A 22,178-nucleotide genomic window follows, 5' to 3' on the forward strand; every position below is an offset into this window, starting at 1 on the left:
GCTGAGGGCAAATCATCCGGTATTTAACAGGATCTACGAATCGTTGACCGGTGATATATCCGCGATTGCGGACCTGTCAGCCGACGATGCGGTCGGGCCGGCTGTAAACGTTCATCGAAGCGCCCCGCAGAAAGGCCACCAGGGTCAATCCAGATTCGACGGCCAAGTCGACGGCCAGCGACGACGGGGCCGAGAGCGCGGCCAGCACCGGAATCCCGGCCATCACCGCCTTCTGGGTCAGCTCGAACGAGGCCCGCCCGCTGACCAGCAGCACGCTCCCGGTCAGCGGCACCGCGGCGTGTTCGAGTGCCCACCCGATCACCTTGTCGACGGCGTTATGCCGGCCGACGTCCTCGCGGACCACCCGCATACTGCCGCCGTCGGTGAAGTCGAACAGCGCCGCGGCATGCAGGCCGCCTGTGGTGGCGAAGACATCCTGGGCGGCCCGCAACTGATCGGGCATCGCCGTCAGCGCCGCCGCGGTAAGACGAACCGGGTCGTCGCCGGGGCTGTGGCGGCTGGCAAGGCGCACCGCTTCCAGCGAGGCTTTGCCGCAGATTCCGCAGGACGAGGTGGTGTAGAAGTTGCGGGTGACGTCGACCGCCGGCGGCGGGACGCCCGGGGCCAGCGTCACGTCCAGCACGTTGTAGGTGTTGGTTCCGTCCGGGTGGGCGCAGTATCGCGCGGTCAGCACGTCATCGCGCCTGGCGATGATTCCCTCGGTGAGCAGAAAGCCCTGCGCCAGCTCGATATCCGATCCCGGCGTGCGCATCGTGACCGTCAGCGGAACACCGCCCAGCCGGATCTCCAGCGGTTCCTCGACCGCCAGCGTCTCGGGCCGCTGCGTCGCGTCACCGGCGGCAAGGTGGCTGACCCGCCGACGCTGCGTAATCCGACTCATCGCCCCATCATCCCGGGTCCGATGCGGCCCCGTGCCCGGTTGCCCCGGAATGGCGGGTCGTTCGAGCACGCCGGGGCTACGCTGGCGAGATGGTTCAGCGAAAATTCCTGGAGTGGCCGGTAATCCGGCAACTGCGCACCGGCGATGTGTTCGGCCGCGGGCCGGCCGTCACCTCCGAACGCACCCGCGCCATCGCACCGCGAACCGCGACCGCCGACCGGGTGGTGAGCAGTGTCTGCCCGTACTGCGCGGTCGGCTGTGGTCAGCGCGTCTACGTCAAGGACGAGAAGGTCGTGCAGATCGAGGGTGATCCGGATTCGCCGATCTCCCGCGGGCGGCTGTGCCCGAAGGGCTCGGCAAGCGAACAGCTGGTCAACTCCCCGGGCCGGCAGATCACCGTGCTCTACCGGGCCCCGCGGGCGACGCAGTGGCAGCCGCTGGAACTGGACACCGCGATCGACATGGTGGCCGAGAGGTTCATCGCGTCGCGGCGCAACGCCTGGCAGGACCACGACGAGAAGGGGCGCGCGCTGCACCGAACGATGGGGATCGCCTCGCTGGGCGGCGCCACGCTGGACAACGAAGAGAACTACGTCATCAAGAAACTCTTCACCGCCGCCGGCGTGATTCAGATCGACAACCAAGCTCGTATTTGACACTCCGCCACGGTTCCCGGTCTGGGAGCCTCCTTCGGTCGCGGTGGCGCGACGCAGACCCTGCAAGACATGGCGAACGCCGACTGCATCGTCATCCAGGGCTCCAACATGGCCGAGTGCCATCCGGTCGGGTTCCAGTGGGTCGAAGAAGCCAGGGCCCGCGGCGCGGTGGTGATCCACGTCGACCCGCGGTTCACCCGCACCTCGGCGGTGTGCGACAAGCACATTCCGATCCGGGCCGGCTCCGACGTGGTGCTGCTGGGTGCGCTGATCAACCACGTGCTCACCCACGACCTGTGGTTCCGTGACTACGTGCTGGCCTACACCAATGCCGCGACGCTGGTCAGTGAGGACTTCCGCGACACCGAGGACCTGGGCGGGCTGTTCTCCGGATTCGATCCGCAGACCGGGCACTACGACCCGTCGAGTTGGGCCTACCAAAGTGCGGACGCCGGGGGCGACGACATCGGCTCACCCGGCGGCGGCCATGAGCACGGCGCCAGCGCATCGGGGCGCTCGGCCGGTGAGACGCTGGGCAGCGGCGGACCGGCACTCGAACACGCCCGGGTGCGGCGCGACGAAAGCCTGACCCACCCGCGCACAGTGTTCCAGATCCTCAAGCGGCACTACGCGCGCTACACGCCGGAGATGGTCCGCGACGTCTGCGGCATCGACACCGAGGCGTTCGGCTACCTGGCACGCGCGGTCACGGCCAACTCGGGACGCGAACGCACCACCTGTTTCGCCTACGCGGTGGGCTGGACGCAGCACACCCTGGGCGCCCAGTACATCCGCACCGCGGCGATCCTGCAGCTGCTGCTGGGCAACGTGGGCCGGCCCGGCGGCGGCATCATGGCGCTGCGCGGGCACGCCAGCATTCAGGGCTCCACCGACATCCCGACGCTCTACGACCTGCTGCCCGGCTACCTGCCGATGCCCAAGGCCGGGCGCGACGACACCCTGGAGCAGTACCTGGACCGGGTCGGATCGAAGAGCCAGAAGGGGTTTTGGGCCAACGCCGACGCGTACCTGGTCAGCCTGCTCAAGGCGTGGTGGGGCGACGCCGCCACCGCCGACAACGACTGGGCTTACCACTACCTGCCGAAGCTGACCGGCCCACACGGCACCTATCAGGCCGTGACCGGAATGCTGGCCGACGAAGTGGAGGGCTACTTCCTGCTCGGCCAGAACCCGGCGGTCGGTTCGGCCAACGGCCGCCAACAACGGTTGGGCATGTCGCACCTGAAGTGGCTGGTGGTGCGGGACCTGAACCTGATCGAGTCCGCCACCTGGTGGAAGGACGGCCCGGAGATCGCCTCCGGAGAGCTGCGCGCGCAAGACAATGAGACCGAGGTGTTCTTCTTGCCGGCGGCCGGCCACGTCGAGAAGGCCGGGACGTTCACCCAGACCCAGCGGCTGCTGCAATGGCGTCATCAGGCCGTCGCCCCGCCGGGAGACTGCATCAGCGAGCTGCAATTCTTCATCGAGCTGGGCAACCGAATCCGCGCCAAGCTCGCCGGGTCGACGGATCCGCGGGACCGGCCGCTGCTGGATCTGGTCTGGGATTACCCGGTCGATGAGCACGGGGAACCCGATCCGGAGTCCGTGCTGGCCGAGATCAACGGCCGGCAGCTCACCGGCGACGACGCGGGCCGCCCGGTGTCGTCCTACACCGAGCTGCGCGCCGACGGCTCCACCGCCGCCGGCTGCTGGATCTATTCCGGGGTGTACGCCGACGGCGTCAACCAGGCCGCCCGCCGGGTGCCGCGCGGCGGCCCGAGCCCCAACCAATCCGAATGGGGTTGGGCCTGGCCGGCCGACCGCCGGATCCTGTACAACCGCGCGTCGGCCGACCCGGACGGGGTGCCGTGGAGTGAACGCAAACGCTACGTCTGGTGGGATGCCCAGGCCGGCCGCTGGACCGGCCATGATGTGCCCGACTTCGTGATCGACCGTGCCCCGGGTGCTCGACCCGATCCGGCCTCGGGTGGTCCGGACGCGTTGGCCGGCGACGACCCGTTCGTCATGCAACCCGACGGCAAGGGCTGGCTGTTCGCACCCAAGGGTCTGGTGGACGGGCCGCTGCCGACCCACTACGAGCCGCAGGAGTCGCCGGTCGCCAACGCTGTTTATCGCCAGCAGCGCAATCCCGCCCGAATCACCTTCCCCCGCAAAGACAATCTGTCGGCTCCGAGCGCAGGGGAGCCCGGCGCCGATGTCTACCCGTACGTGTTCACCACCTACCGGCTCACCGAGCACCACACCGCCGGCGGGATGAGCCGCTGGCTGCCGTACCTGGCCGAGCTGCAACCGGAGATGTTCTGCGAGGTCTCCCCCGCCCTGGCCGCCGAGCGGGGCCTGGAGAACTACGGCTGGGCCACCATCATCTCGCCGCGGGCGGCGATCGAGGCGCGGGTGCTGGTGACCGACCGGATGACGCCGCTGATCGTGGGCGGGCACACCGTGCACCAGATCGGGTTGCCGTACCACTGGGGAGTCGGCGGCGACGCGGTGGTGAGCGGGGATGCCGCCAACGATCTGCTCGGGGTGACCCTGGACCCCAACGTGCAGATCCAGGAATCCAAGGCCGGGTCGTGTGACATCCGGCCGGGCCGGCGCCCGCACGGCGCGGAATTGCTGCGCCTGATCGCCGAGTACCAAAGCCGTTCCGGCGCAACACCGGAGACCGGAAATACCGATATCGACCCGGAGAGGCGGGGCTGATGGGCCAACTGTCCGGACCGACCGACCCCGCTGCCGATGCCCGGTGGCCCTCGCAACCCCCGCGCAAGGGGTTTTTCACCGACACCTCGATCTGCATCGGGTGCAAGGCCTGCGAGGTGGCCTGCAAGGAGTGGAATCACAACCCGGCCGACGGCGAGCTGGAGCTGCTCGGGTCGTCCTATGACAACACCGGCGCCCTGGGCGCCAACACCTGGCGGCACGTCGCGTTCATCGAGCAGGGCCGCGACGCGATCGAGGAGGCTCGCGAGTCCGGCCGGCGGCTGATCAGCCTGGGCATGCCGAAAATGCCTGGCGGCCTAGAAGCCACCGCGGATGTCGCGCCGCCCGACACGGATCAGTTCCGCTGGTTGATGTCCTCGGACGTGTGCAAACACTGTACTCACGCCGGATGTCTGGACGTCTGCCCCACGGGCGCGCTGTTTCGCACCGAGTTCGGCACGGTGGTGGTGCAGGACGACGTCTGCAACGGCTGCGGCAACTGCGTGCCGGCGTGCCCGTTCGGCGTCATCGAGCGCCGCACCGACGGCACGGCGGCACCGAGGACGGCCCGCGGCGAAGCCCCCGGGGTGCGCAACTCCGGCATAGCCCAGAAATGCACCATGTGCTACGACCGGTTGGGCGACGGCGAGATCCCGGCGTGCGCAAAGACCTGCCCGACCGAATCGATCAAGTTCGGCGACCACGATGAGCTCGTCGCCGACGCCCGCCGGCGGGTGGCCCGGCTGCACGCACAGGGCCGCACCGAGGCCCGGCTCTACGGCGCCAATGAACACGACGGGGTCGGCGGCACCGGGTCGGTTTTCCTGCTGCTCGACGAGCCGGAGGTGTACGGCCTGCCACCGGATCCGCGGGTGGGCACCGCGGACCTGCCGGCGATGTTCAAGCGCTCGGCACTGGCCGCGGCCGGCATGCTGGCCGCCGCCGCGCTCGCATTCCTGGGGGGACGCTCGTGAGCACGGTGCCGGATGGTCCACGGCGCAGCGGCGGCCGACGCCGGCGCCGGGGCGGCGGCGACGGCGGCCGCGAGATGCCGATGGTGCCCGATGTGCAGTTCACCTCCTACTACGGGCGCCCGGTGGTCAAGCCCGCGCCGTGGTCCCATGAGATCGCCGCGTACCTGTTCCTCGGCGGCCTGGCGGGCGGCTCCGGCCTGCTGGCCGCCGGCGCCCAGCTCACCGGCCGAAACGTGTTGCGGCGCAACTCGCGGTTGGCGGCGCTGGTGGCGATCGTGTTGAGCGCGGCGGCCCTGATCAGCGACCTCGGTCGCCCGGAACGCTTCATCAACATGCTGCGCACGATCAAACTGACCTCACCGATGAGCCTGGGCTCGTGGATCCTGTCCGGGTTCGGTGCCGGCACCGCGGTCGCCGCCGCCGCCGAGGTGGATCGGATGACCGGCGGGCGGTTGCCGCTGGGCCCGCTGCGCGGGGTGCTGCGCGCCGCGGAGGGTCCGGCCGGCCTGGAGGCCGCCGCGTTCGCGGCCCCGCTGGCCGTCTACACCGCGGTGCTGCTGGGCGACACTGCCACCCCGACCTGGCACGACGCGCACCGCGACCTGCCGTTCGTGTTCGTCAGCTCGGCGAGCCTGGCTTCCGGCGGGCTGGCGATGCTGACCACCCCGGTGGGCGAGGCCGGGCCGGCGCGACGGCTGGCCGTGCTCGGGGTGCTCGGCGATGTGATCGCGACGCGCGCCATGGCGCACCGGATGGACCCGGTCGCCGCCGAACCGCTGCATCGGGGCCGCGCCGGGACGATGCTGCGGGCCAGTGAACGCCTGGCGGTCGCCGGCGGCGTCGGGACGTTACTGGGTGGGCGGAATCGCGCGGTGGCGGCGGTATCGGGGCTGGCGCTGCTGGCAGCCTCTGCGCTGACCCGGTTCGGGGTGTTCGAGGCCGGCATCGAATCGGCCAAGGACCCGCGCTACACGATCGAGCCGCAGAAACGCCGCCTGGCGGCACGACGTGCAGCGGGCATCACCGGGGATTCGATCACCACGGCGGGCTAATCCCTGAGCTTCTCCAGCGCCGATCCCTTGTGCATGGCGATGTGGTCGGTCTTGTCGCTTTTGATCTCGTACTGCGGCTCATCGGGGCTGGCGCGTCGGGTGTGTCCCTTGTATTCGGTGTCTTTGGTATGGACCTTGGTGATCTTGCCGGTCACGTGCCCGGCCTCGGAGTTCCATCGCACGTGATCGCCGACTTTGAACTTGCTCATCGCACCTCGATTCCACTTCCGGTCACGGTATGCCCGATCACCGGATACCCGGGAAGCTCTCCGACAACCAGCAGGCCACCGGAGGTCTGGGCGTCGGCCAGCAGCAGCAGCTCATCCTCGCTGATTCCGGGGCCGGGGCGCAGGTGCGGACGCACCCAGTCCAGGTTGCGCCGGCTGCCGCCGGAGACATACCCGTCACGCAACGCCCCGCGGGCGTCCTCGATGACCGGCACTGCCGCATGGTCGATCACCGCGCCCACGCCCGAGGCCCGACACATCTTGTGGAGGTGACCCAGCAGTCCGAAGCCGGTGACGTCGGTGGCCGCCCCGACACCGTGCGCCAACGCGGCCTGCGCGGCGTCGCGGTTCAGCTCCGTCATCACCGACACCGCCTCGGCGCACACCTCACCGGTGCGCTTGTGCCGGTTGTTGAGCAGCCCCACCCCGATCGGTTTGGTCAACGTCAGCGGCAGCCCGGGCACCGCGGCGTCGTTGCGCAGCAACCGGTTCGGGTCGGCCACCCCGGTGACCGCCATGCCGTACTTCGGCTCCGGGTCGTCGATGGAGTGCCCTCCGATCACCGGGCAGCCCGCCTGCTGCGCGACCTCCAGTCCGCCGCGTAGCACCTCGGTCAAGAGCGCCATGGGAAGCGTCTCCCGTGGCCACCCGACCAAGTTGATCGCCACCACCGGGGTTCCACCCATCGCGTAGATGTCCGAGAGCGCGTTGGCGGCGGCGATTCGGCCCCAGTCGAAGGCGTCGTCGACGACGGGGGTGAAGAAGTCCGCGGTGGACAGCACCGCAAGGTCGTCACGCACCAGCACCGCGGCCGCGTCATCGCCGTCATCGAGACCGACCAGGACCCGATCGTGTGGCTGCCCGACCAGGCCGCGTACCGCGTCCTCCAGTTCACCGGGCGGGATCTTGCAGGCGCAGCCGCCGCCGTGCGCGTAGCCGGTCAGCCGGACGACATCTGGATTCATCCGTTCAGTGTCCCTTGACGCACCACCGGGCAGGTGAGGACGTCCTGGTCCAGCCACGGGACGCCCGAGACGGATGTGACTTACCGCGCGCGGGGCAGCTCAGCCGATAGGTTGATCCTCGGAGGCGTTTGGGTCCTGGTGGGCTCCCCGGTCTTCAAAACCGGTGAGGCCGAGCAGCTCGGTCTGGCGGGTTCGATTCCCGTCCGCCTCCGCCATAGGAGGCGCTGTGAGCCAGATCGATCCGCGTCGCGGCATTCCGCGTACCGACGCACTGCTGACGCTGCCGGCGGTGGCCGAGGCACGCACCCGGCTGGGCGACCACGTCGTCCGCGCCCTGGTGCGCGACGCCCAGGACCGGGCGCGGCGCGGCGATCTTGATCCCGAGCAGGTGAAATCCTCTTTGCTGGAGCAGCTTTCGCACAGTTCGGCAACCACCCTGCGGCCGGTGCTCAACGCCACCGGCGTAGTGGTACACACCAACCTCGGTCGCGCCCCGCTATCGAAGGCGGCAGTCGATGCGCTGGTCGCGGCCAGCGGTTATGTGGACGTCGAACTCGACCTGACCACCGGCGCCCGGTCCCAGCGTGGTGTCGCCGCCCGGGCCGCGCTGCGGGCCGCCTGCCCGGCCGCCGAGGACGCGCTGGTGGTCAACAACGGTGCCGCCGCCCTGGTGTTGGCCACCACCGCGCTGTCGGCCGGCAAAGAGGTGGTGGTCAGCCGGGGTGAGCTGATCGAGATCGGAGCCGGCTTCCGGCTGCCGGACCTGATCGCATCCACCGGCGCGGCGCTGCGCGAAGTGGGCACCACCAACCGCACCCACCTGCGCGACTACGCCGAAGCCCTCGGCCCACAAACCGGCTGCATCCTCAAGGTGCATCCCAGCAACTTCGCCGTGCTCGGCTTCACCGCCGCCGTCGGACTGCGCGAATTACGGCCACTGGCAAGCGAATACGGCGTCCCACTGGTAGCCGACCTGGGCAGCGGCCTGCTGGGGCCCGACCCGTTGCTGCCCGAGGAGCCGGATGCGGCCACCGCGCTCTCCGACGGCGCCGATGTCGTCACTGCCAGCGGCGACAAGCTGCTCGGCGGGCCGCAGGCCGGAATGGTGTTGGGCCGCGCCGAGATCATCACCCGGCTCGCGCGGCACCCGCTGGCTCGTGCCGTCCGCGCCGACAAGCTCGCACTGGCCGCACTGGAGGCAACCGTCGCCGGCGCGGCCGCCCCGGTGACCCAGGCGCTGCACGCCGACCCGGATCACTTGCGCACCCGGGCTGAACGGTTGGCTGCCGCGGTAGGGGCCGGCGTGGTCGCCCACGACGGCCGGGTCGGTGGCGGTGGCGCCCCCGGCGTACCCCTGCGGGGCTGGGCGGTCCGGCTGCCCGAGGCCGTCGCCGCCGCGCTGCGCACCGGCGAGCCCGCGGTACTGCCCCGGGTACACGACGGCGCCTGCCTGCTCGATCTGCGCTGCGTTCCGCCGGATGACGATGAGCGACTGCTGGCCGCGGTACGGGCCGCCCTCGACCGGATCGGCTGAGCGTGTTCCGACCATGTTCGTAGTCGCCACCGCCGGCCACGTCGATCACGGCAAATCCACCCTGGTGCGCGCGCTCACCGGCATGGAGCCCGACCGCTGGGCCGAGGAGCGCCGCCGCGGGCTCACCATCGATCTGGGGTTCGCCTGGACCAGGCTGCCGTCCGGCCGGCAGGTGGCTTTCGTCGACGTGCCGGGCCACGAGCGGTTTCTGCCCAATACCCTGGCCGGGCTCGGTCCCGCCCCGGCGGTGTGCTTCGTGGTCGCCTCCGACGAGGGTTGGTGTGCGCAATCCGATGATCACCGCGACGCCGTTGCCGCCCTGGGTGTTTCGCACGGCCTGGTGGTGCTCACCCGCGCCGATCGCGCCACCGCGCAACGTGTCGATGAAGTGTCGGAGCAAGCCCGAATCGAGCTGGCCCAGACCGGCCTGCGCGATGCCCCGGTCGTCGCCGTGTCGGCGGTCGACGGAACCGGGCTGGACCGGCTGCGCACCGCCCTCGACGACGTACTGGCCGGCGTGCCTGCGCCTCGAGCCGACGGGCGGGTGCGGCTATGGGTGGATCGGGTGTTTCCGGTCAGCGGTGCCGGGACGGTCGTGACCGGCACGCTGACTTCCGGCACGCTGACCCGTGGCGACCACCTGGACCTGCTCGCCGGGGATCGACTTGCGCCGGTGGACGTCCGCGGTCTGCAGTGCTGCGGTGAACCGATGACCACTGTTGGGCCCACAGCTCGGGTCGCGGTCAACCTGCGTGGCATCGCCGTCGATGCGGTGCATCGCGGTGCCGCCTTGACCACGCCGGACAGTTGGCGCCGCACCGGAATCATCGACGTGCGGCGCAGCACCGGAGCTGGGCTGGGCACGGCGCCGGAACAGCTCACCGTGCACATCGGAACCGCGGCGATACCGGCGAGATTGCGGCGTTTCGACGACGACCATGCCCGGCTCACCCTGCAGCGCCCGCTGCCGCTCATCCCCGGCGACCGATTGCTGCTGCGCAACCCCGGCAGCCGCCGCCTGCTCGGCGGGGCGCTGGTGCTCGACGCCGACCCGCCCGCCCTGCACCGGCGCGGCGACGCGAGCCGGCGGTCCGCCGCACTGGCCGAAATGGATCTGACTGATCACACCGGCCGGGCGTACGCCGAGGTGGCGCGGCGCGGCGCCGTCACCCGACAGCGACTGCACATCCTGGGCTGCGACTACACCACGGTGCCCGCCCACGTCCGAGTGATCGGCGACTGGTGGGTGCATGCCCCCACCTACGACGCCTGGCGGGAGCGCCTGCAGACCGAAGTGCACGAACTGCGGCAGCGAGATCCGTTGGCCGCCGGGCTCTCCCGGGGTGCAGCCGTGGACGTGTTAGCCCTCCCCGATCCGGCCCTGCTCGACGACGTCGTCTACAGCACCGGCCTGGAGCAGCACCACGGGCTGATCCGGCTGCCCGGCCCGCCCGGCGATCTGGGACCGGCCGACGCCGCGATCGCCGAGCTCGAATCGCGGTTGGCCGCCGATCCGTTCCATGCACCGGAAGCCGACGACCTGGCCGCGCTGCACCTGGGCTCCCGTGAGCTGGCCGCGGCCGAACGGGTCGGGCGGCTGTTGCGGCTCACCGATCACCTGGTGCTGTTGCCGACCGCGCCCGCCATGGCGATGCGGGAGCTTGCTCGGCTGGATCAGCCGTTCACCGCCAGCCAGGCCCGGCAAGCGCTGCACACCACCCGACGGGTGATGATCCCGCTACTGGAGTACCTCGACGCTCGGGGCTGGACCCGGCGGATCGATGCCGTCCAGCGCGAAGTGGTGCGCTAACAGGTCCCGCAAACACGAAATGCCCCGGCGAGCCGGGGCATTTCGTGCGTGCTGTTGTGGTCGGTTACGCGTCCGGCGTCGGCAAGCCGAGGTCGAGCGCGCTGTACAGACCGGCGGCTGCCAGGTCGGCGTCGGGGGTGATCACGTCGACGTCGGAGTAGTCGGCCGGCGCGAACCACGACGCCGCCCACGACATGTCGATGTTGCCGAACGGCGTCTTGAGGAAGTCGACGGCGGCAGTGTCGTCACCGGCGGCGTTGTAGTAGAGATTGGTGATGCCGAAGCCCAGCTGGTTCTGGGCGTAGACGTCGCCATCGTCGGTGACGAACACGTCGTTGATCCCGGCGCCGAACAGCGACTCCGTGAGGTAGTTGGTACCAACCAGCGTGTCGCCCGCACTGGGAACGAAGGTGGCATCCAGCTTCCAGGTCTGCGAGAACGGATCGTTGTCGACGAGCAACTGGGCGTCGTCGGTGCCGTACACCGGCGTCCAGGTCAGGTTCTCCGGAATGTCCTTGCCATACGCCAGGTTCAGCGCGCTGTACAGCCCGGCGCTCTCCAGCGCCTTCTCCGGCGAGGCCTCGGTCAGCGTCGACACGTCGGCAGGGGCGAACAACGACGCCATCGATGACATGTTGAAGTTTCCGAACGGCGTCTTCAGGATGTCGACGACGTCCTTGCCGTCACCGTCGGCGTCGTAGTACAGGTTGGTGAAGCCCAGACCCAGCTGATTCTGGTTGTAGACGTCCTTGGTGGCCTCGTCGATGAACAGGGTGTTGAGCCCACCCGTCGACGGCGTGAGGTACGTCGTTCCCACCAGCGTGGCCTCGCTGCTGACGAAAGTGGACCCGACGGCCCACGTGTTGATGAACGAGTTCGCCTGCTGGAGGACCTCCGCGGTGTCGATCTGGTACACCGGCGTCCACGTAGGCGCCGGCGTTTCGGCCGTGTCGGCGTTGGCAGTCCCGGCCGCCAGGAACGCCGCTGCCGCGGCGCCACCTACCGCCACACCCAGTGCACGGAACTTCATGACATTCTCCCTTGTTAGAAACCGTCGTTCTTTTTCTATTGACGGTAGCGTAACTGTAGGGCTGTCCCGATTCTGCGTCAAGTTTTCTCACAGGTTGTTTTTGGGAACTAACGGATTCCCTTGATCTCCGCGTTTGTCGCGGGATTCGCTCTCGCCTTCGCCGCCGCGGTGTGCAGTTCGTTCCTCGCCGGTCGCGGCTCCGTACCTGGCGTCCTACCACCTGACGGCGCTAACCAGGGGACGAAGCAGTGGCGGTCAGCGCACCTCACACCAGCGGCCGGCCGGTCCGCATCCGCCACCGCATGTCGGTCATCAAGGCGTTGAACGGGAAGCGTCGCACTGGCCCCGGCGTGGCGTTGTTGACGATCCGCAACAGTGCGATCAGGGCGTCGAACTGACGCTGTTTGTTGGCATCCCACGGCAGCCGCATCTCGTCTCGGAACCGTTGCGGCAGAAAGCCGGTCGTGATGAACAGCATCGGCCCTTCCACCAGCTTGTGCAGCGGGCCGGGCAGGGTCAGCCCACGCATCCGGGCCGCGGCGATGCGGTACAGGTAGTCGCGGACCCGCCCATCGATGTGGATGTTGGAGTCCAGCTGGTCCTGCCAGTACTTGTCGAACGCCGCTCGGTCGGCCGGCCACATCTCCTCGTTCATCTGCAACGCGGTGCCGAAGATCTTGGCCTCTTGGTATTGCTGGTCGGCCTCCTCCTCGTCGATCTCGCCGTAGAACATCCGGTAGAGGTCGACCGATCCCTTGTACAAGCACGCCGCCACCCACAACTGCAGTTCCGGGTCGAAGGCGTTGTACTTGACCGGGCTGCCCTTGGTGGAGCGGACCTGACGATGGGCGCTGTCGACCGCCTTCTTGAACGCCTGCCGTTCGGCCTCGGTGCCCAGGGCCACCACCGCCAGGTAGCCGATCGTGGTGCGGGCCCGCTTGATCGGGTGCAGATCGGCGCGGCCGCTGTCGACCTTGCTCTCCACCACCCCGTAGCCCACACCCGGGCGCGCCAACTGCATGATCACGTTGGCCGAGCCGGCTATCAACGACATACCGAACAGGCCGTCGGACATGTCCAGGCCCCCGCGCTGCCTGGGAGCGCGGCGACGGCTCGGGTCCGGTGGTGCACTGACCGGCCGCTCGACCTGCTGAAGCAATGCGCTTGCCGTCATCGCCGCCACCCCAATTCTGAGAACATGTGTTTCCTGATATTGCTCCGTGTTCGGCCTCGGTGTCAAGATGATGGGCATGGTCGACACCAATGTCTCGGGAACGCGCCCGTACGGCGGTGTCGACGCCGCCGACCGGCGTGCATCGCGTCGGGCCCGGCTCCTAGAGGCCGGACTCGATCTGCTCGGGGCCGAGGTGCCGCAGATCCCCGAGTTGACGGTGCGCGGTATCTGCCGGCAGGCCGGCCTGACCGCGCGCTATTTCTACGAAAGCTTCGCCGACAAAGACGAATTCGTCAGTGCGGTCTTCGACTCCGTCATCGCCGACCTGGCTGCCAAGACACAGTCGATCGTGACGTCGGCGCCGCCCGACCAGCAGACCCGGGCCGGCATCGCCAACATCGTGCGGACCATCGTCGGCGATGCGCGGATCGGGCGGCTGTTGTTCAGCGTGCATCTGAGCAACGCGGTCGTCGTGCGCAAGCGGGTGGAATCCAGCGCACTGCTGGCGATGTTGTCCGGTCAGCACGCCGGCACCGCCCTGCGCCTGCCGGAGAACGACCGGATCAAGGCCGCTGGACACTTCGTCGTCGGCGGGGTGGCCCAGACGATCAGCGCCTGGCTGGCCGGCGAAGTGCGATTCAAACCCGAGTCGTTGATCGAGCAGTTGGCCGCGCTGTTGGACAAACTCGGCGATCCGAGCCTGTATCGGGACTAGGGTGCCGCCGGAACCCGCCGGTCGGCCTGGGTCTTCGGTGTGGCGTGCTCCTCGTCTGCAGTGAATTCTTTTGTCCAACAGGCGAATTCCAACGTAATTCCATCCGGGTCGAAGAAGTAGAACGACCGCACATAGACGCCGGGGTGCAGGGTTGCGCTGACCTGGTAGTCGGACATGTCGTGATTGAGGACGGGGCCGACGCGCACACCCTTGTCCTTGAGGCGCTGGCGATAAGCATCGAACTTCTCGGCCGGCACGTGGAACGCGAGGTGGTTCATGCTGCTCACCGCGCTGGTGATCTCACCGATGCCGGGAATGGCGGCCGGCGATGAGATTCCAGGTACGCGGTCGGGAGCGTCGGCGAACCAGAAGAACGCGACGCAGTCACCGTTGCCGGCATCGAAGAAGAAGTGCTGACCGATCCCGCCGGGCAGGTCCAGTGACTTGACCAGCGGCATGCCGAGCACATTGCTGTAGAAGTCGACCGTTCGCGCCATGTCGGCACAGACCAACGCGACGTGATTGATTCCGCTGATCTCGAACTCGGCGTTGACACCGCGCGGTTTGATCATGGCGACTCCTCTGGTCAAGACCCGAAACTGAATCTAACATCAGATTCAGTTCTTATCCAGACCCTCCAGTGACAGGAATCGGTGATTCGGTGGCGCCCCTCTCCGAGCAGCCCGCTCCGCGCGCCCCGTTACCCACCCACCGGGGCCGGCGCACCCAGGCCGCGATCGACTCGGCGGCGCGCTCGGTGATCGCCCGCAAAGGTGTCCTGGCCACGACCATCGCCGACATCGCCGCCGAGGCCGGCCGGTCGGCGGCGTCGTTCTACAACTACTACGACTCCAAAGAGGCCATGGTCCGCGAGTGGGCACTGCGATTTCGCGACGAGGCCGGCGAACGCGCATCCAGCGCGGTGCGCCACGGCCTGTCCAACCGGGAGCGGATCGAGCAGGCCGCCGCCGCGCACTGGCACACCTACCGCAACCGGTTGGCCGAGATGGTCGGGGTCTCCCAGCTGGCGATGGTCAACGACGACTTCGCCCGGTACTGGGCGGAAATATGCGCGGTACCAGCGTCTTTCATCGTCGAAATGGTCAAGCGCGCCCAATCCGACGGCTACTGCGCCGACGACGACCCGGAACTGCTCGCGGTGGCGATCGTGTCGATGCTCAACCAGTTCTGCTACGTCCAACTGGCCACGCCGCGTCCCGCGGGCTCCGAGCCGGCCGACCCCGATGACGACGCCTGCATCCGCACCCTGGCCAACGTGTTCTATCGGGCCATCTACGCCGAGGAAGGTTCTTAGACCATGACGGAGATCATCCGGGAGTTCATCGGCCTGCCGTCTCCCACCGCGGACCGCGCCGGGGCCGGAGGACACCCCTGTCAGGGCCTGTATCACCGTGCCGCAGGCCATAATCCGGATGTGGCGATGATCGCCACCCACTACCAGATCGACTTCAGCGAGCACTACCTCGCCGATTTCATGGCTGCCCGCGGGATCGGCTTTCTGGGTTGGAACACCCGCTTCCGCGGCTTCGAAAGCAACTTTCTGCTCGACCACGCCCTGGTGGACATCGGGGTCGGCGTCCGGTGGTTGCGCGAGGTGGCCGGCGTGAAGACGGTGGTGCTGCTGGGTAACTCCGGCGGCGGGTCATTGATGGCGGCCTACCAGTCGCAGGCGCATCACCCCAACGTCACGCCGCTGCCCGGGATGCGGCCCGCGGCCGGGCTCACCGACCTGCTACCCGCCGACGGCTACGTCGCCAGTGCCGCCCACCCCGGGCGTCCCGAGGTGCTGACCGCCTGGATGGACGGTGCCGTCGTCGACGAGAACGACCCCGTGCAGTCCGATCCCGACCTCGACATCTTCGCCGAGGGTAACGGCCCGCCCTACGCACCGGAATTCATCACCCGCTACCGCGCCGCACAGGTCGCCCGCAACCACGCCATCACCGACTGGGCCGAAGCCGAGCTGAAACGCATTGGCGCCGAGGGGTTCTCCGACCGACCGTTCAGCGTGATGCGGACGTGGGCCGACCCGCGCATGGTCGACCCGACCCTGGAGCCCACCACTCGTGCGCCCAACATGTGCTACGCCGGTGTGCCGGTCAAGGCCAACCGGTCCGCGCGGGGTATCGCCGCGTCCTGCACCCTGCGCAACTGGCTCGGAATGTGGAGCCTGCGCACCGCCCAGACCAGCGCCGAACCGCACCTGGGCCGGATCCATGAGCCCGCGCTGGTGATCAACGCCGAGGCCGACACCGGGGTATTCCCGTCGGACGCCGAGCGCATTCACGCCGGCCTGGCCGCGACCGACAAGACCCTGCGCAGCGTCGACACCGACCACTACTTCGCCACCCCGGGTGCCCGCGACATTCAGGCCGACATCATCGCCGAGTGGATAGGCCAACGGTGGGGTTGAGGGTCCTGGCGCACTTCGTACCCGGCCCGAAGGTCAGCGATTTCGTTGCGCCCGAATCCGATTGGCTGGACATCCGGTGGTGTGCCGCCGACGACGACACCACCTTCCGTCGCGAACTGACTGATGCCGAGGTGATCTGGCATGTGCTGCGGCCGCTGACCGGGCAGGACCTGCGCAGCGGGCCCCGACTACGGCTGGTGCAGAAGTTCGGCGTCGGGATCAACACCATCGATGTCGACACCGCCACCGAATGCGGTGTCGCGGTGGCCAACATGCCGGGCGCCAACGCCGCATCGGTGGCCGAAGGCACCGTCCTGCTGATGCTGGCCGTGCTGCGCCGGCTGCTACCGCTGGATCGCTCGACCCGTCGGGGCCGCGGCTGGCCCACCGATCCCGATCTCGGTGAGTACTGCCGCGACATCGGCGGCTGCACCGTCGGCCTGGTCGGCTACGGCAGCATCGCCCAGCGGGTGGCCGGGATGGTGACCGCCATGGGCGCCCGCGTACTGCACACCAGCACCCGCGACGACGGTCGGCCCGGGTGGCGGCCGCTGCCGGATCTGCTGACCGAAGCCGACGTGTTGTCGCTGCACGTGCCGCTCACCGAGGCGACCGCGGGCCTGATCGACCGCGCCGGCTTGGCGCGCATGAAGCCGGACGCGATTCTGATCAACACCTCACGCGGTGACGTCGTCGACGAACCCGCCCTGGCCGAGGCACTGGCCACCGGACGGCTGGCCGGGGCGGGGCTCGACGTGTTTGCCGTCGAACCCGTCGGCGCGGACAACCCCCTGCTCGGCCTGGACAACGTGGTGCTGACCCCGCATGTCAGCTGGTATACCGCCGACACCATGCGCCGTTATCTGACCGCGGCCGTCGACAACTGCCGTCGGTTGCGAGACGGCCAACCCCTGGCCCACGTGGTCAACCAACCGACCGGTTGTTAGTTTGACCACTACGTCCACACCGAAAGGCGCATCATGCCGATAGCGATCACTTCTGAGCATCAGGACCTGGCCGATTCCGTGCGGTCGCTGCTGACCCGGGCGGTGCCGTCCGAGTTGCTGCACGCGGCGATGGACACCCCGGTCGAGAATCCGCCGCCGTACTGGCGGGCCGCCGCCGAACAGGGTCTGGCCGGTGTGCACCTGTCCGAACAGGTCGGCGGGCAGGGTTTCGGCATCTTGGAGCTCGCGGTGGTGCTGGCCGAATTCGGCTACGGCGCGGTGCCGGGCCCGTTCGTGCCCTCGGCGATAGCCAGCGCCCTGATCGCCGCACACGACCCGGCCGCCGCCGAGCTGGCCGGGCTGGCCACCGGCGAGACCATCGCCGCCTACACTCTCAGCCAGGGATTGACGGCCACCGCCCACTCCGACGGATTGGTGATCCGCGGCGAGGCCCGCGCCGTCGCGGCGGCCGCCGAGGCGTCCTTGCTGGTGCTGCCGGTGGCGATCGACAGCGGTGAGGCGTGGGTGGTGCTGGGCGCCGACCAACTCGAGATCGAACCGGTGACCAGTGTGGACCCGCTGCGTCCGATCGCCCACGTGCGGGCCAACGGTGTCGAGGTCGCCGACACGGCCGTCCTGAGCAACCTCAGCCGGGTGCGGGCACACGCGCTGATCTCCACGCTGCTGTCCGCCGAGGCGGTCGGGGTGGCCCGGTGGGCCACCGACACCGCCGCCGAGTACGCCAAGATCCGCGAACAGTTCGGCCGGCCGATCGGTCAGTTCCAGGCGATCAAGCACAAATGCGCCGAGATGATCGCCACCACCGAACGGGCCACCGCCGCGGTGTGGGATGCCGCCCGGGCGATCGACGAGGCCGACAAGAACGGCTGGGACGCCGCGGGTGCGACGGTGCAGTTCGCAACGGCCGTCGCGGCCACCCTGGCCCCGGAGGCGGTGCAACGCTGCACCCAGGACTGCATCCAGGTGCACGGCGGGATCGGCTTCACCTGGGAACACGACGCGGGCGTCTATTACCGGCGAGCGCTGATCCTGGCCGCCTCATTCGGCCGCCGCGCCGACTACCCGCAGCAGGTCCTCGACACCGCCACCGCCGGCGGGATGCGCAAGATCGACATCGACCTGGACCCTGAGACCGAGAAGCTGCGCGCCGAGATCAGCGCCGAGGTGGCCGCACTCAAGGCCATGCCGCACGACGAGCGCACCGTGGCGATCGCCGAGGGCGGTTGGGTGTTGCCCTACCTGCCGAAGCCGTGGGGGCGGGCCGCCGAGCCGATCGAGCAGATCATCATCGAGCAGGAGTTCACCGCCGGGCGGGTGCGCCGACAGGCGATGGGCATCGCGGCGTGGCTGATCCCGTCGATCGTGGCATTCGGCACCGACGAGCAGAAGCAGCGCTTCCTGCCGCCCACGTTCCGAGGGGAAATGGTGTGGTGCCAACTGTTTTCCGAGCCCGGCGCGGGTTCGGACCTGGCCAGCCTGACCACCAAGGCCACCAAGGTGGACGGCGGTTGGCGGATCAGCGGTCAGAAGATCTGGACGTCGGCCGCGCAGTTCTCCAGCTGGGGGGCTCTGCTGGCACGCACCGACACCTCGGCTCCCAAACATGACGGCATCACCTACTTCCTGCTGGACATGAAAAGCGAAGGCGTGACGATCAGTCCGCTGCGTGAACTCACCGGTGGGGCGATGTTCAACACGGTGTTCATCGACGACGTGTTCGTCCCGGATGAGTTGGTGCTCGGCGAGGTGAACCGGGGCTGGGAGGTCAGCCGCAACACGCTGACGGCCGAACGGGTCTCGATCGGCGGCTCGGAGATGCCGTTCCTGGCCAGCCTCGACGGGTTCGTGGCGTTCATGCGCGACGGCCAGTTCGATCAGGGCGAGCACCGCAGGGCCGGCGAGTTGATCGCCGAGGGGCACGCCGCCAAGCTGCTCAATCTGCGCTCGACGCTGTTGACGCTGGCCGGTCAGGACCCGATGCCGGCGGCGGCGGTGTCCAAGCTGCTGTCGATGCGCACCGGCCAGGGCTACGCCGAGTTCGCGGTGGGGACGTTCGGCGGCGACGCCGCGATCGGGGACCGCGAGCAGCTGCCGGGCAAGTGGGCCGAGTACCTGCTGATGAGCCGTGCCACAACGATTTACGGCGGCACCTCGGAGGTCCAGCTGAACATCATCGCCGAGCGTCTGCTGGGTCTGCCCCGCGATCCGTAAGGGTGCCTTTCTGTACCGCGAGCAGACACAGAGTCGCACTCCCGGGGGCTTTTGCGTGCGATTCTGCGTCTGCTCGGCAGGGATAGCCGGATTGGTCAGCTCGCCAGCCGGGAGCGGGCCAACTGGCGGTTGATCCGATCAGCCAACCGGGCGGGATGACGCCGGACATCGTCTACGACAATGGGAATCGACGTCCAGCCAACATCCTGGATACCGCCATTGCGGATCTTGTCCCGCAGCATGGCTGGGCCGCCCGCATGCCAATCGATGCTCTCGTATTCCGCGGCCACCATCACTTCCGGCCAGGCGAAATCGGCGCGCCACACTTCGCCGTTCCGCCCATGGATCGGGTACTGAAGCTCAGGGGTAGCAACGCCGTAATCGATCATCACCAGCCGCGCTTCACTTTCCATCGCCGACTCGGCGCGCCCGTCGGCGTAGGGCAACAGGTCACGCACCGCGATGATCCCGCGCCGACCGCACTGCTCCAGTACTGCCTGTTCCAACTCGCGCGATGTGCACCACCCCGAGCGCAACGCTGCATCAAGTGTTGCGAGCGCCCGGGGCCGCCGAAGTTCACGCGCGACCTCCACCGCGGTCCAGGCCGGCGAAGTAGCGAGGCGTCCTGCAACCGAACGCAAGGGGGCCCCGGATCGCTGATGCACCATCAGGCCGGTGGTTGGTCGCATCCGCACCCCGGGGTCCAGGACATGAGTCGCGGTCGTGCTCTCGGTGTCAAAGCCGTAGAGCCGAGCTGCGGTTCCCATGCAGGCCACCGCGGGCTGCCGCATGAGTAGGTCGAGCGCGCGCAGACGCCCAACCAGGTCGGGCTCCACTGCGGCGTAAACGCCGTACCAGACCCGGACCAGTCCGCCGTTGCGCACCTGAACGTCGAGTTGCTGGCGGGTCATCACCGTCAACAACTGCCGCGTGGTGGCAAGACCGCCGGCGTCGCGAAGCAGCGTGCGTGCATCGTCAAACATCCCCGCAGTGTCTGCGGACGCCACATCCGCGGCCAGTCACCGTTGGGGATAACCCGCGAGCAGACACAGAATCGCACGCGGGAGGACCCCTACGTGCGATTCTCTGTCTGCTCGCGGAAGAACGTGCGCCCTACAGGTCGCGGAGTTCGCGCTTGAGGATCTTGCCGGTGGGGTTGCGCGGCAGCTCGTCGAGGAACACCACCTCGCGCGGCACCTTGTAGCGGGCCAGGTGCTCCTTGACGTAGACCTTGATGGCGTCCTCGTCGACGCTGGAGCCTTCCTTGCGGACCACGAAGGCGCGCAGCCGCGCACCCCACTCCTTGTCCTCGACGCCCAGGGCGGTCGCCTCGACCACGTCGGGGTGTCCGCTGATCAGATCTTCGACCTCGGCCGGGAAGACGTTCTCGCCGCCGGAGACGATCATCTCGTCGTCGCGGCCGCTGACGTAGAGCAGGCCGCGCTCGTCGAAGTAGCCGACGTCGCCCGAGGACAGCAATCCGTCGATGATCTGCTTGCCACCGCCGCCGGTGTAGCCCTCGAACGGGAAGAAGTTGCCGACGAAGATCCGCCCGACCTCACCCCGCGGCAGCTCATGACCGTTGTCGTCGAGGATCTTGACCTTGACGCCCTTGACCACCTGTCCCACCGTCGCCGGGTTGTACTGCAGGTCGTCCGGATCGGCGATGGTGGCGAACGCGACCTCGGTGGAGCCGTACATGTTGTAGATCACCGGCCCCAGGTCTTTCATCGCCCGGGTGGCCAACTCGGCCCCGAGCTGCGAACCGGAGACGAACACGATCCGCAAATGCGACAGGTCCGGTTTGGGGCTGGTCTTCTCCAGCTGGTCGAGGATCCGCGACAGCATGACCGGGACGACGACGATCCCCGTCACCTTGTGCTTCTCCAGGTCCTCCAGCACGGTGGCCGGTTTGAAGCGCCGGCGCAGCACCAGCGTCGAGCCGAAGAACATCGCCAGGGTCCCGTGCAGGTAGCCCAGCGCGTGGAACATCGGCGAGGGCAGCGACGTCACCTCACCGGCGCGGAACGGGACGTGCGACAGGATTCCGCCGATCGGCGCCAGCGTGGGTGGGGTGCTGCGGTTGGCGCCCTTGGGGGTGCCGGTGGTGCCGGACGTCAGGATGATGATCGACGCGTGCTTGGTGACCTTCGGCGCCGGTTCCTTGCTGCTACGCGCGATCAGCTGGGCCAGCGTCTCGTCGGTGCTCTTCGACGGCTCCTCGGAATCCGGATTGACACCCAGCGCCCGCAGTTTGCCCAGCGGCGGGTCGGCCTGCGCGACCGCGGCGGTGTACTCGTCGTCGTAGATGATCAGTTTGGCGCCTTCGCGTTCGGAGACGTCCTTGATCTGCGGGCCGGAGAATTCGCTGTTCAGCAGGATCAGCCGGGCGCCGACCCGGGCGCAGCCGTAGTTGGCGATAAGAAACCAGCGGTGGTTGCGGGCCAGGATCGCCACCCCGTCGCCGCCCCGCACGCCCATCGCCACCAGGCCGTTGGCCACCGCGTTCGCGGCGTCGTCGAGCTCTTTGAAGGTGATACTGCCGTCGTCGTCGATGACGGCGAGGCCGTCGGGGTTGCGGCGGGCATTGAGGGCCGGAATCATTCCCAGCTCGCCCCAGCGGGCTCCGTCGGCGAGTGCGTTCGCGATGATGCGCGGCGACTCGAGTCTCACGGCACCGGATTCGATGACCTTGCGCAGATAGTGCAGCTCGGCGCTACCGCGTTCAAGGTAGCGGCTGAGCGTGGTTACGGCCTGGCCGGGCAGGTCGGTGAGCTTTGCCATGGAGCAACCTTATGTGACT

18 protein-coding genes and 1 tRNA gene are annotated in these 22,178 nt (G+C 68.6%); 11 read left to right on the forward strand and 8 right to left on the reverse strand.

The window, feature by feature from the left end:
• Positions 1-76 precede the first annotated feature (76 nt).
• The gene (gene fdhD / locus G6N23_RS18815) at positions 77-901 is read right to left on the reverse strand and encodes a formate dehydrogenase accessory sulfurtransferase FdhD (RefSeq protein WP_085260668.1); all 825 of its coding nucleotides are present in this window, start codon (positions 899-901) and stop codon (positions 77-79) included.
• 89 nt (positions 902-990) lie between these two features.
• On the opposite strand from fdhD, the gene fdh reads away from it, so the two are divergent.
• The 3 genes from fdh to nrfD all read left to right on the forward strand — a co-directional run bounded on the left by fdh (position 991) and on the right by nrfD (position 6,307).
• Positions 991-4,281, forward strand: a complete 3,291-nt coding sequence (gene fdh / locus G6N23_RS18825) for a formate dehydrogenase (RefSeq protein ID WP_085260667.1) — start codon at positions 991-993, stop codon at positions 4,279-4,281.
• Positions 4,281-5,255: a 4Fe-4S dicluster domain-containing protein gene (locus G6N23_RS18830; protein ID WP_085260666.1), complete on the forward strand. Its 975-nt coding sequence runs from the start codon at positions 4,281-4,283 to the stop codon at positions 5,253-5,255. The genes fdh and G6N23_RS18830 overlap by 1 nt, the downstream gene beginning before the upstream one ends.
• Before the next feature lie 74 nt (positions 5,256-5,329).
• Complete coding sequence (gene nrfD, locus G6N23_RS18835) at positions 5,330-6,307, forward strand: NrfD/PsrC family molybdoenzyme membrane anchor subunit (protein WP_234808600.1); 978 nt, start codon at positions 5,330-5,332, stop codon at positions 6,305-6,307.
• Here the strand turns inward: nrfD and G6N23_RS18840 are convergent.
• Together G6N23_RS18840 and selD are read right to left on the reverse strand one after the other, a co-directional pair.
• Entirely contained in the window at positions 6,304-6,516 is a 213-nt protein-coding gene (locus tag G6N23_RS18840) for a hypervirulence associated TUDOR domain-containing protein (protein WP_085260664.1), read from the reverse strand. The genes nrfD and G6N23_RS18840 overlap by 4 nt on opposite strands.
• Positions 6,513-7,499: a selenide, water dikinase SelD gene (gene selD, locus G6N23_RS18845; protein ID WP_085260663.1), complete on the reverse strand. Its 987-nt coding sequence runs from the start codon at positions 7,497-7,499 to the stop codon at positions 6,513-6,515. Before selD ends, G6N23_RS18840 begins: the two co-directional genes overlap by 4 nt.
• A 120-nt stretch (positions 7,500-7,619) precedes the next feature.
• Here selD and G6N23_RS18850 point away from each other — a divergent pair.
• The 3 genes from G6N23_RS18850 (at position 7,620) to selB (ending at position 10,843) form a co-directional block, all read left to right on the forward strand.
• Positions 7,620-7,714: transfer RNA gene (locus G6N23_RS18850), tRNA-Sec, on the forward strand.
• Positions 7,715-7,725: 11 nt separating this feature from the next.
• The gene (gene selA / locus G6N23_RS18855) at positions 7,726-9,033 is read left to right on the forward strand and encodes an L-seryl-tRNA(Sec) selenium transferase (RefSeq protein WP_085260662.1); all 1,308 of its coding nucleotides are present in this window, start codon (positions 7,726-7,728) and stop codon (positions 9,031-9,033) included.
• A 13-nt stretch (positions 9,034-9,046) separates the two neighbouring features.
• Complete coding sequence (gene selB / locus G6N23_RS18860; RefSeq protein ID WP_085260895.1) at positions 9,047-10,843, forward strand: selenocysteine-specific translation elongation factor; 1,797 nt, start codon at positions 9,047-9,049, stop codon at positions 10,841-10,843.
• A gap of 64 nt (positions 10,844-10,907) precedes the next feature.
• Here the strand turns inward: selB and G6N23_RS18865 are convergent, their stop codons facing one another.
• Entirely contained in the window at positions 10,908-11,873 is a 966-nt protein-coding gene (locus G6N23_RS18865) for a hypothetical protein (RefSeq protein WP_085260661.1), read from the reverse strand.
• A 265-nt stretch (positions 11,874-12,138) separates the two neighbouring features.
• A complete protein-coding gene (locus tag G6N23_RS18870; protein ID WP_085260894.1) occupies positions 12,139-13,047 on the reverse strand; it encodes an oxygenase MpaB family protein in 909 nt (302 codons plus the stop codon).
• Between the two features lie 67 nt (positions 13,048-13,114).
• Between G6N23_RS18870 and G6N23_RS18875 the strand changes: the two genes are divergently transcribed.
• Positions 13,115-13,762, forward strand: coding sequence for a TetR/AcrR family transcriptional regulator (locus tag G6N23_RS18875; protein ID WP_085260893.1), 648 nt, complete (start codon positions 13,115-13,117; stop codon positions 13,760-13,762).
• On the opposite strand, the gene G6N23_RS18880 is transcribed toward G6N23_RS18875, so the two are convergent.
• Entirely contained in the window at positions 13,759-14,334 is a 576-nt protein-coding gene (locus G6N23_RS18880) for a VOC family protein (protein ID WP_085260660.1), read from the reverse strand. The two genes, G6N23_RS18875 and G6N23_RS18880, sit on opposite strands and share 4 nt — an antisense overlap.
• 89 nt (positions 14,335-14,423) lie before the next feature.
• On the opposite strand from G6N23_RS18880, the gene G6N23_RS18885 reads away from it, so the two are divergent.
• From G6N23_RS18885 to G6N23_RS18900, 4 genes are read left to right on the forward strand one after another with little or no spacing between them, the layout of a single operon-like run.
• On the forward strand, positions 14,424-15,077 hold the full coding sequence (locus G6N23_RS18885) for a TetR/AcrR family transcriptional regulator (protein WP_095173676.1): 654 nt from the start codon (positions 14,424-14,426) through the stop codon (positions 15,075-15,077).
• 3 nt (positions 15,078-15,080) lie between these two features.
• Complete coding sequence (locus tag G6N23_RS18890; protein WP_085260659.1) at positions 15,081-16,196, forward strand: alpha/beta hydrolase family protein; 1,116 nt, start codon at positions 15,081-15,083, stop codon at positions 16,194-16,196.
• Positions 16,193-17,143, forward strand: coding sequence for a 2-hydroxyacid dehydrogenase (locus G6N23_RS18895; RefSeq protein ID WP_085260891.1), 951 nt, complete (start codon positions 16,193-16,195; stop codon positions 17,141-17,143). The genes G6N23_RS18890 and G6N23_RS18895 overlap by 4 nt, the downstream gene beginning before the upstream one ends.
• 33 nt (positions 17,144-17,176) lie before the next feature.
• Positions 17,177-19,375 (forward strand): acyl-CoA dehydrogenase family protein, encoded by a 2,199-nt coding sequence (locus G6N23_RS18900; protein WP_085260658.1) that lies wholly within the window; start codon positions 17,177-17,179, stop codon positions 19,373-19,375.
• 95 nt (positions 19,376-19,470) lie between these two features.
• On the opposite strand, the gene G6N23_RS18905 is transcribed toward G6N23_RS18900, so the two are convergent.
• Complete coding sequence (locus tag G6N23_RS18905) at positions 19,471-20,358, reverse strand: type IV toxin-antitoxin system AbiEi family antitoxin (protein ID WP_085260890.1); 888 nt, start codon at positions 20,356-20,358, stop codon at positions 19,471-19,473.
• 130 nt (positions 20,359-20,488) lie between these two features.
• A complete protein-coding gene (gene fadD2 / locus G6N23_RS18910) occupies positions 20,489-22,159 on the reverse strand; it encodes a long-chain-fatty-acid--CoA ligase FadD2 (protein WP_085260657.1) in 1,671 nt (556 codons plus the stop codon).
• Positions 22,160-22,178 lie beyond the last annotated feature (19 nt).

This window comes from Mycolicibacter terrae (genome assembly GCF_010727125.1).
In the GTDB taxonomy this organism is placed as follows: Bacteria; Actinomycetota; Actinomycetes; order Mycobacteriales; family Mycobacteriaceae; genus Mycobacterium; species Mycobacterium terrae.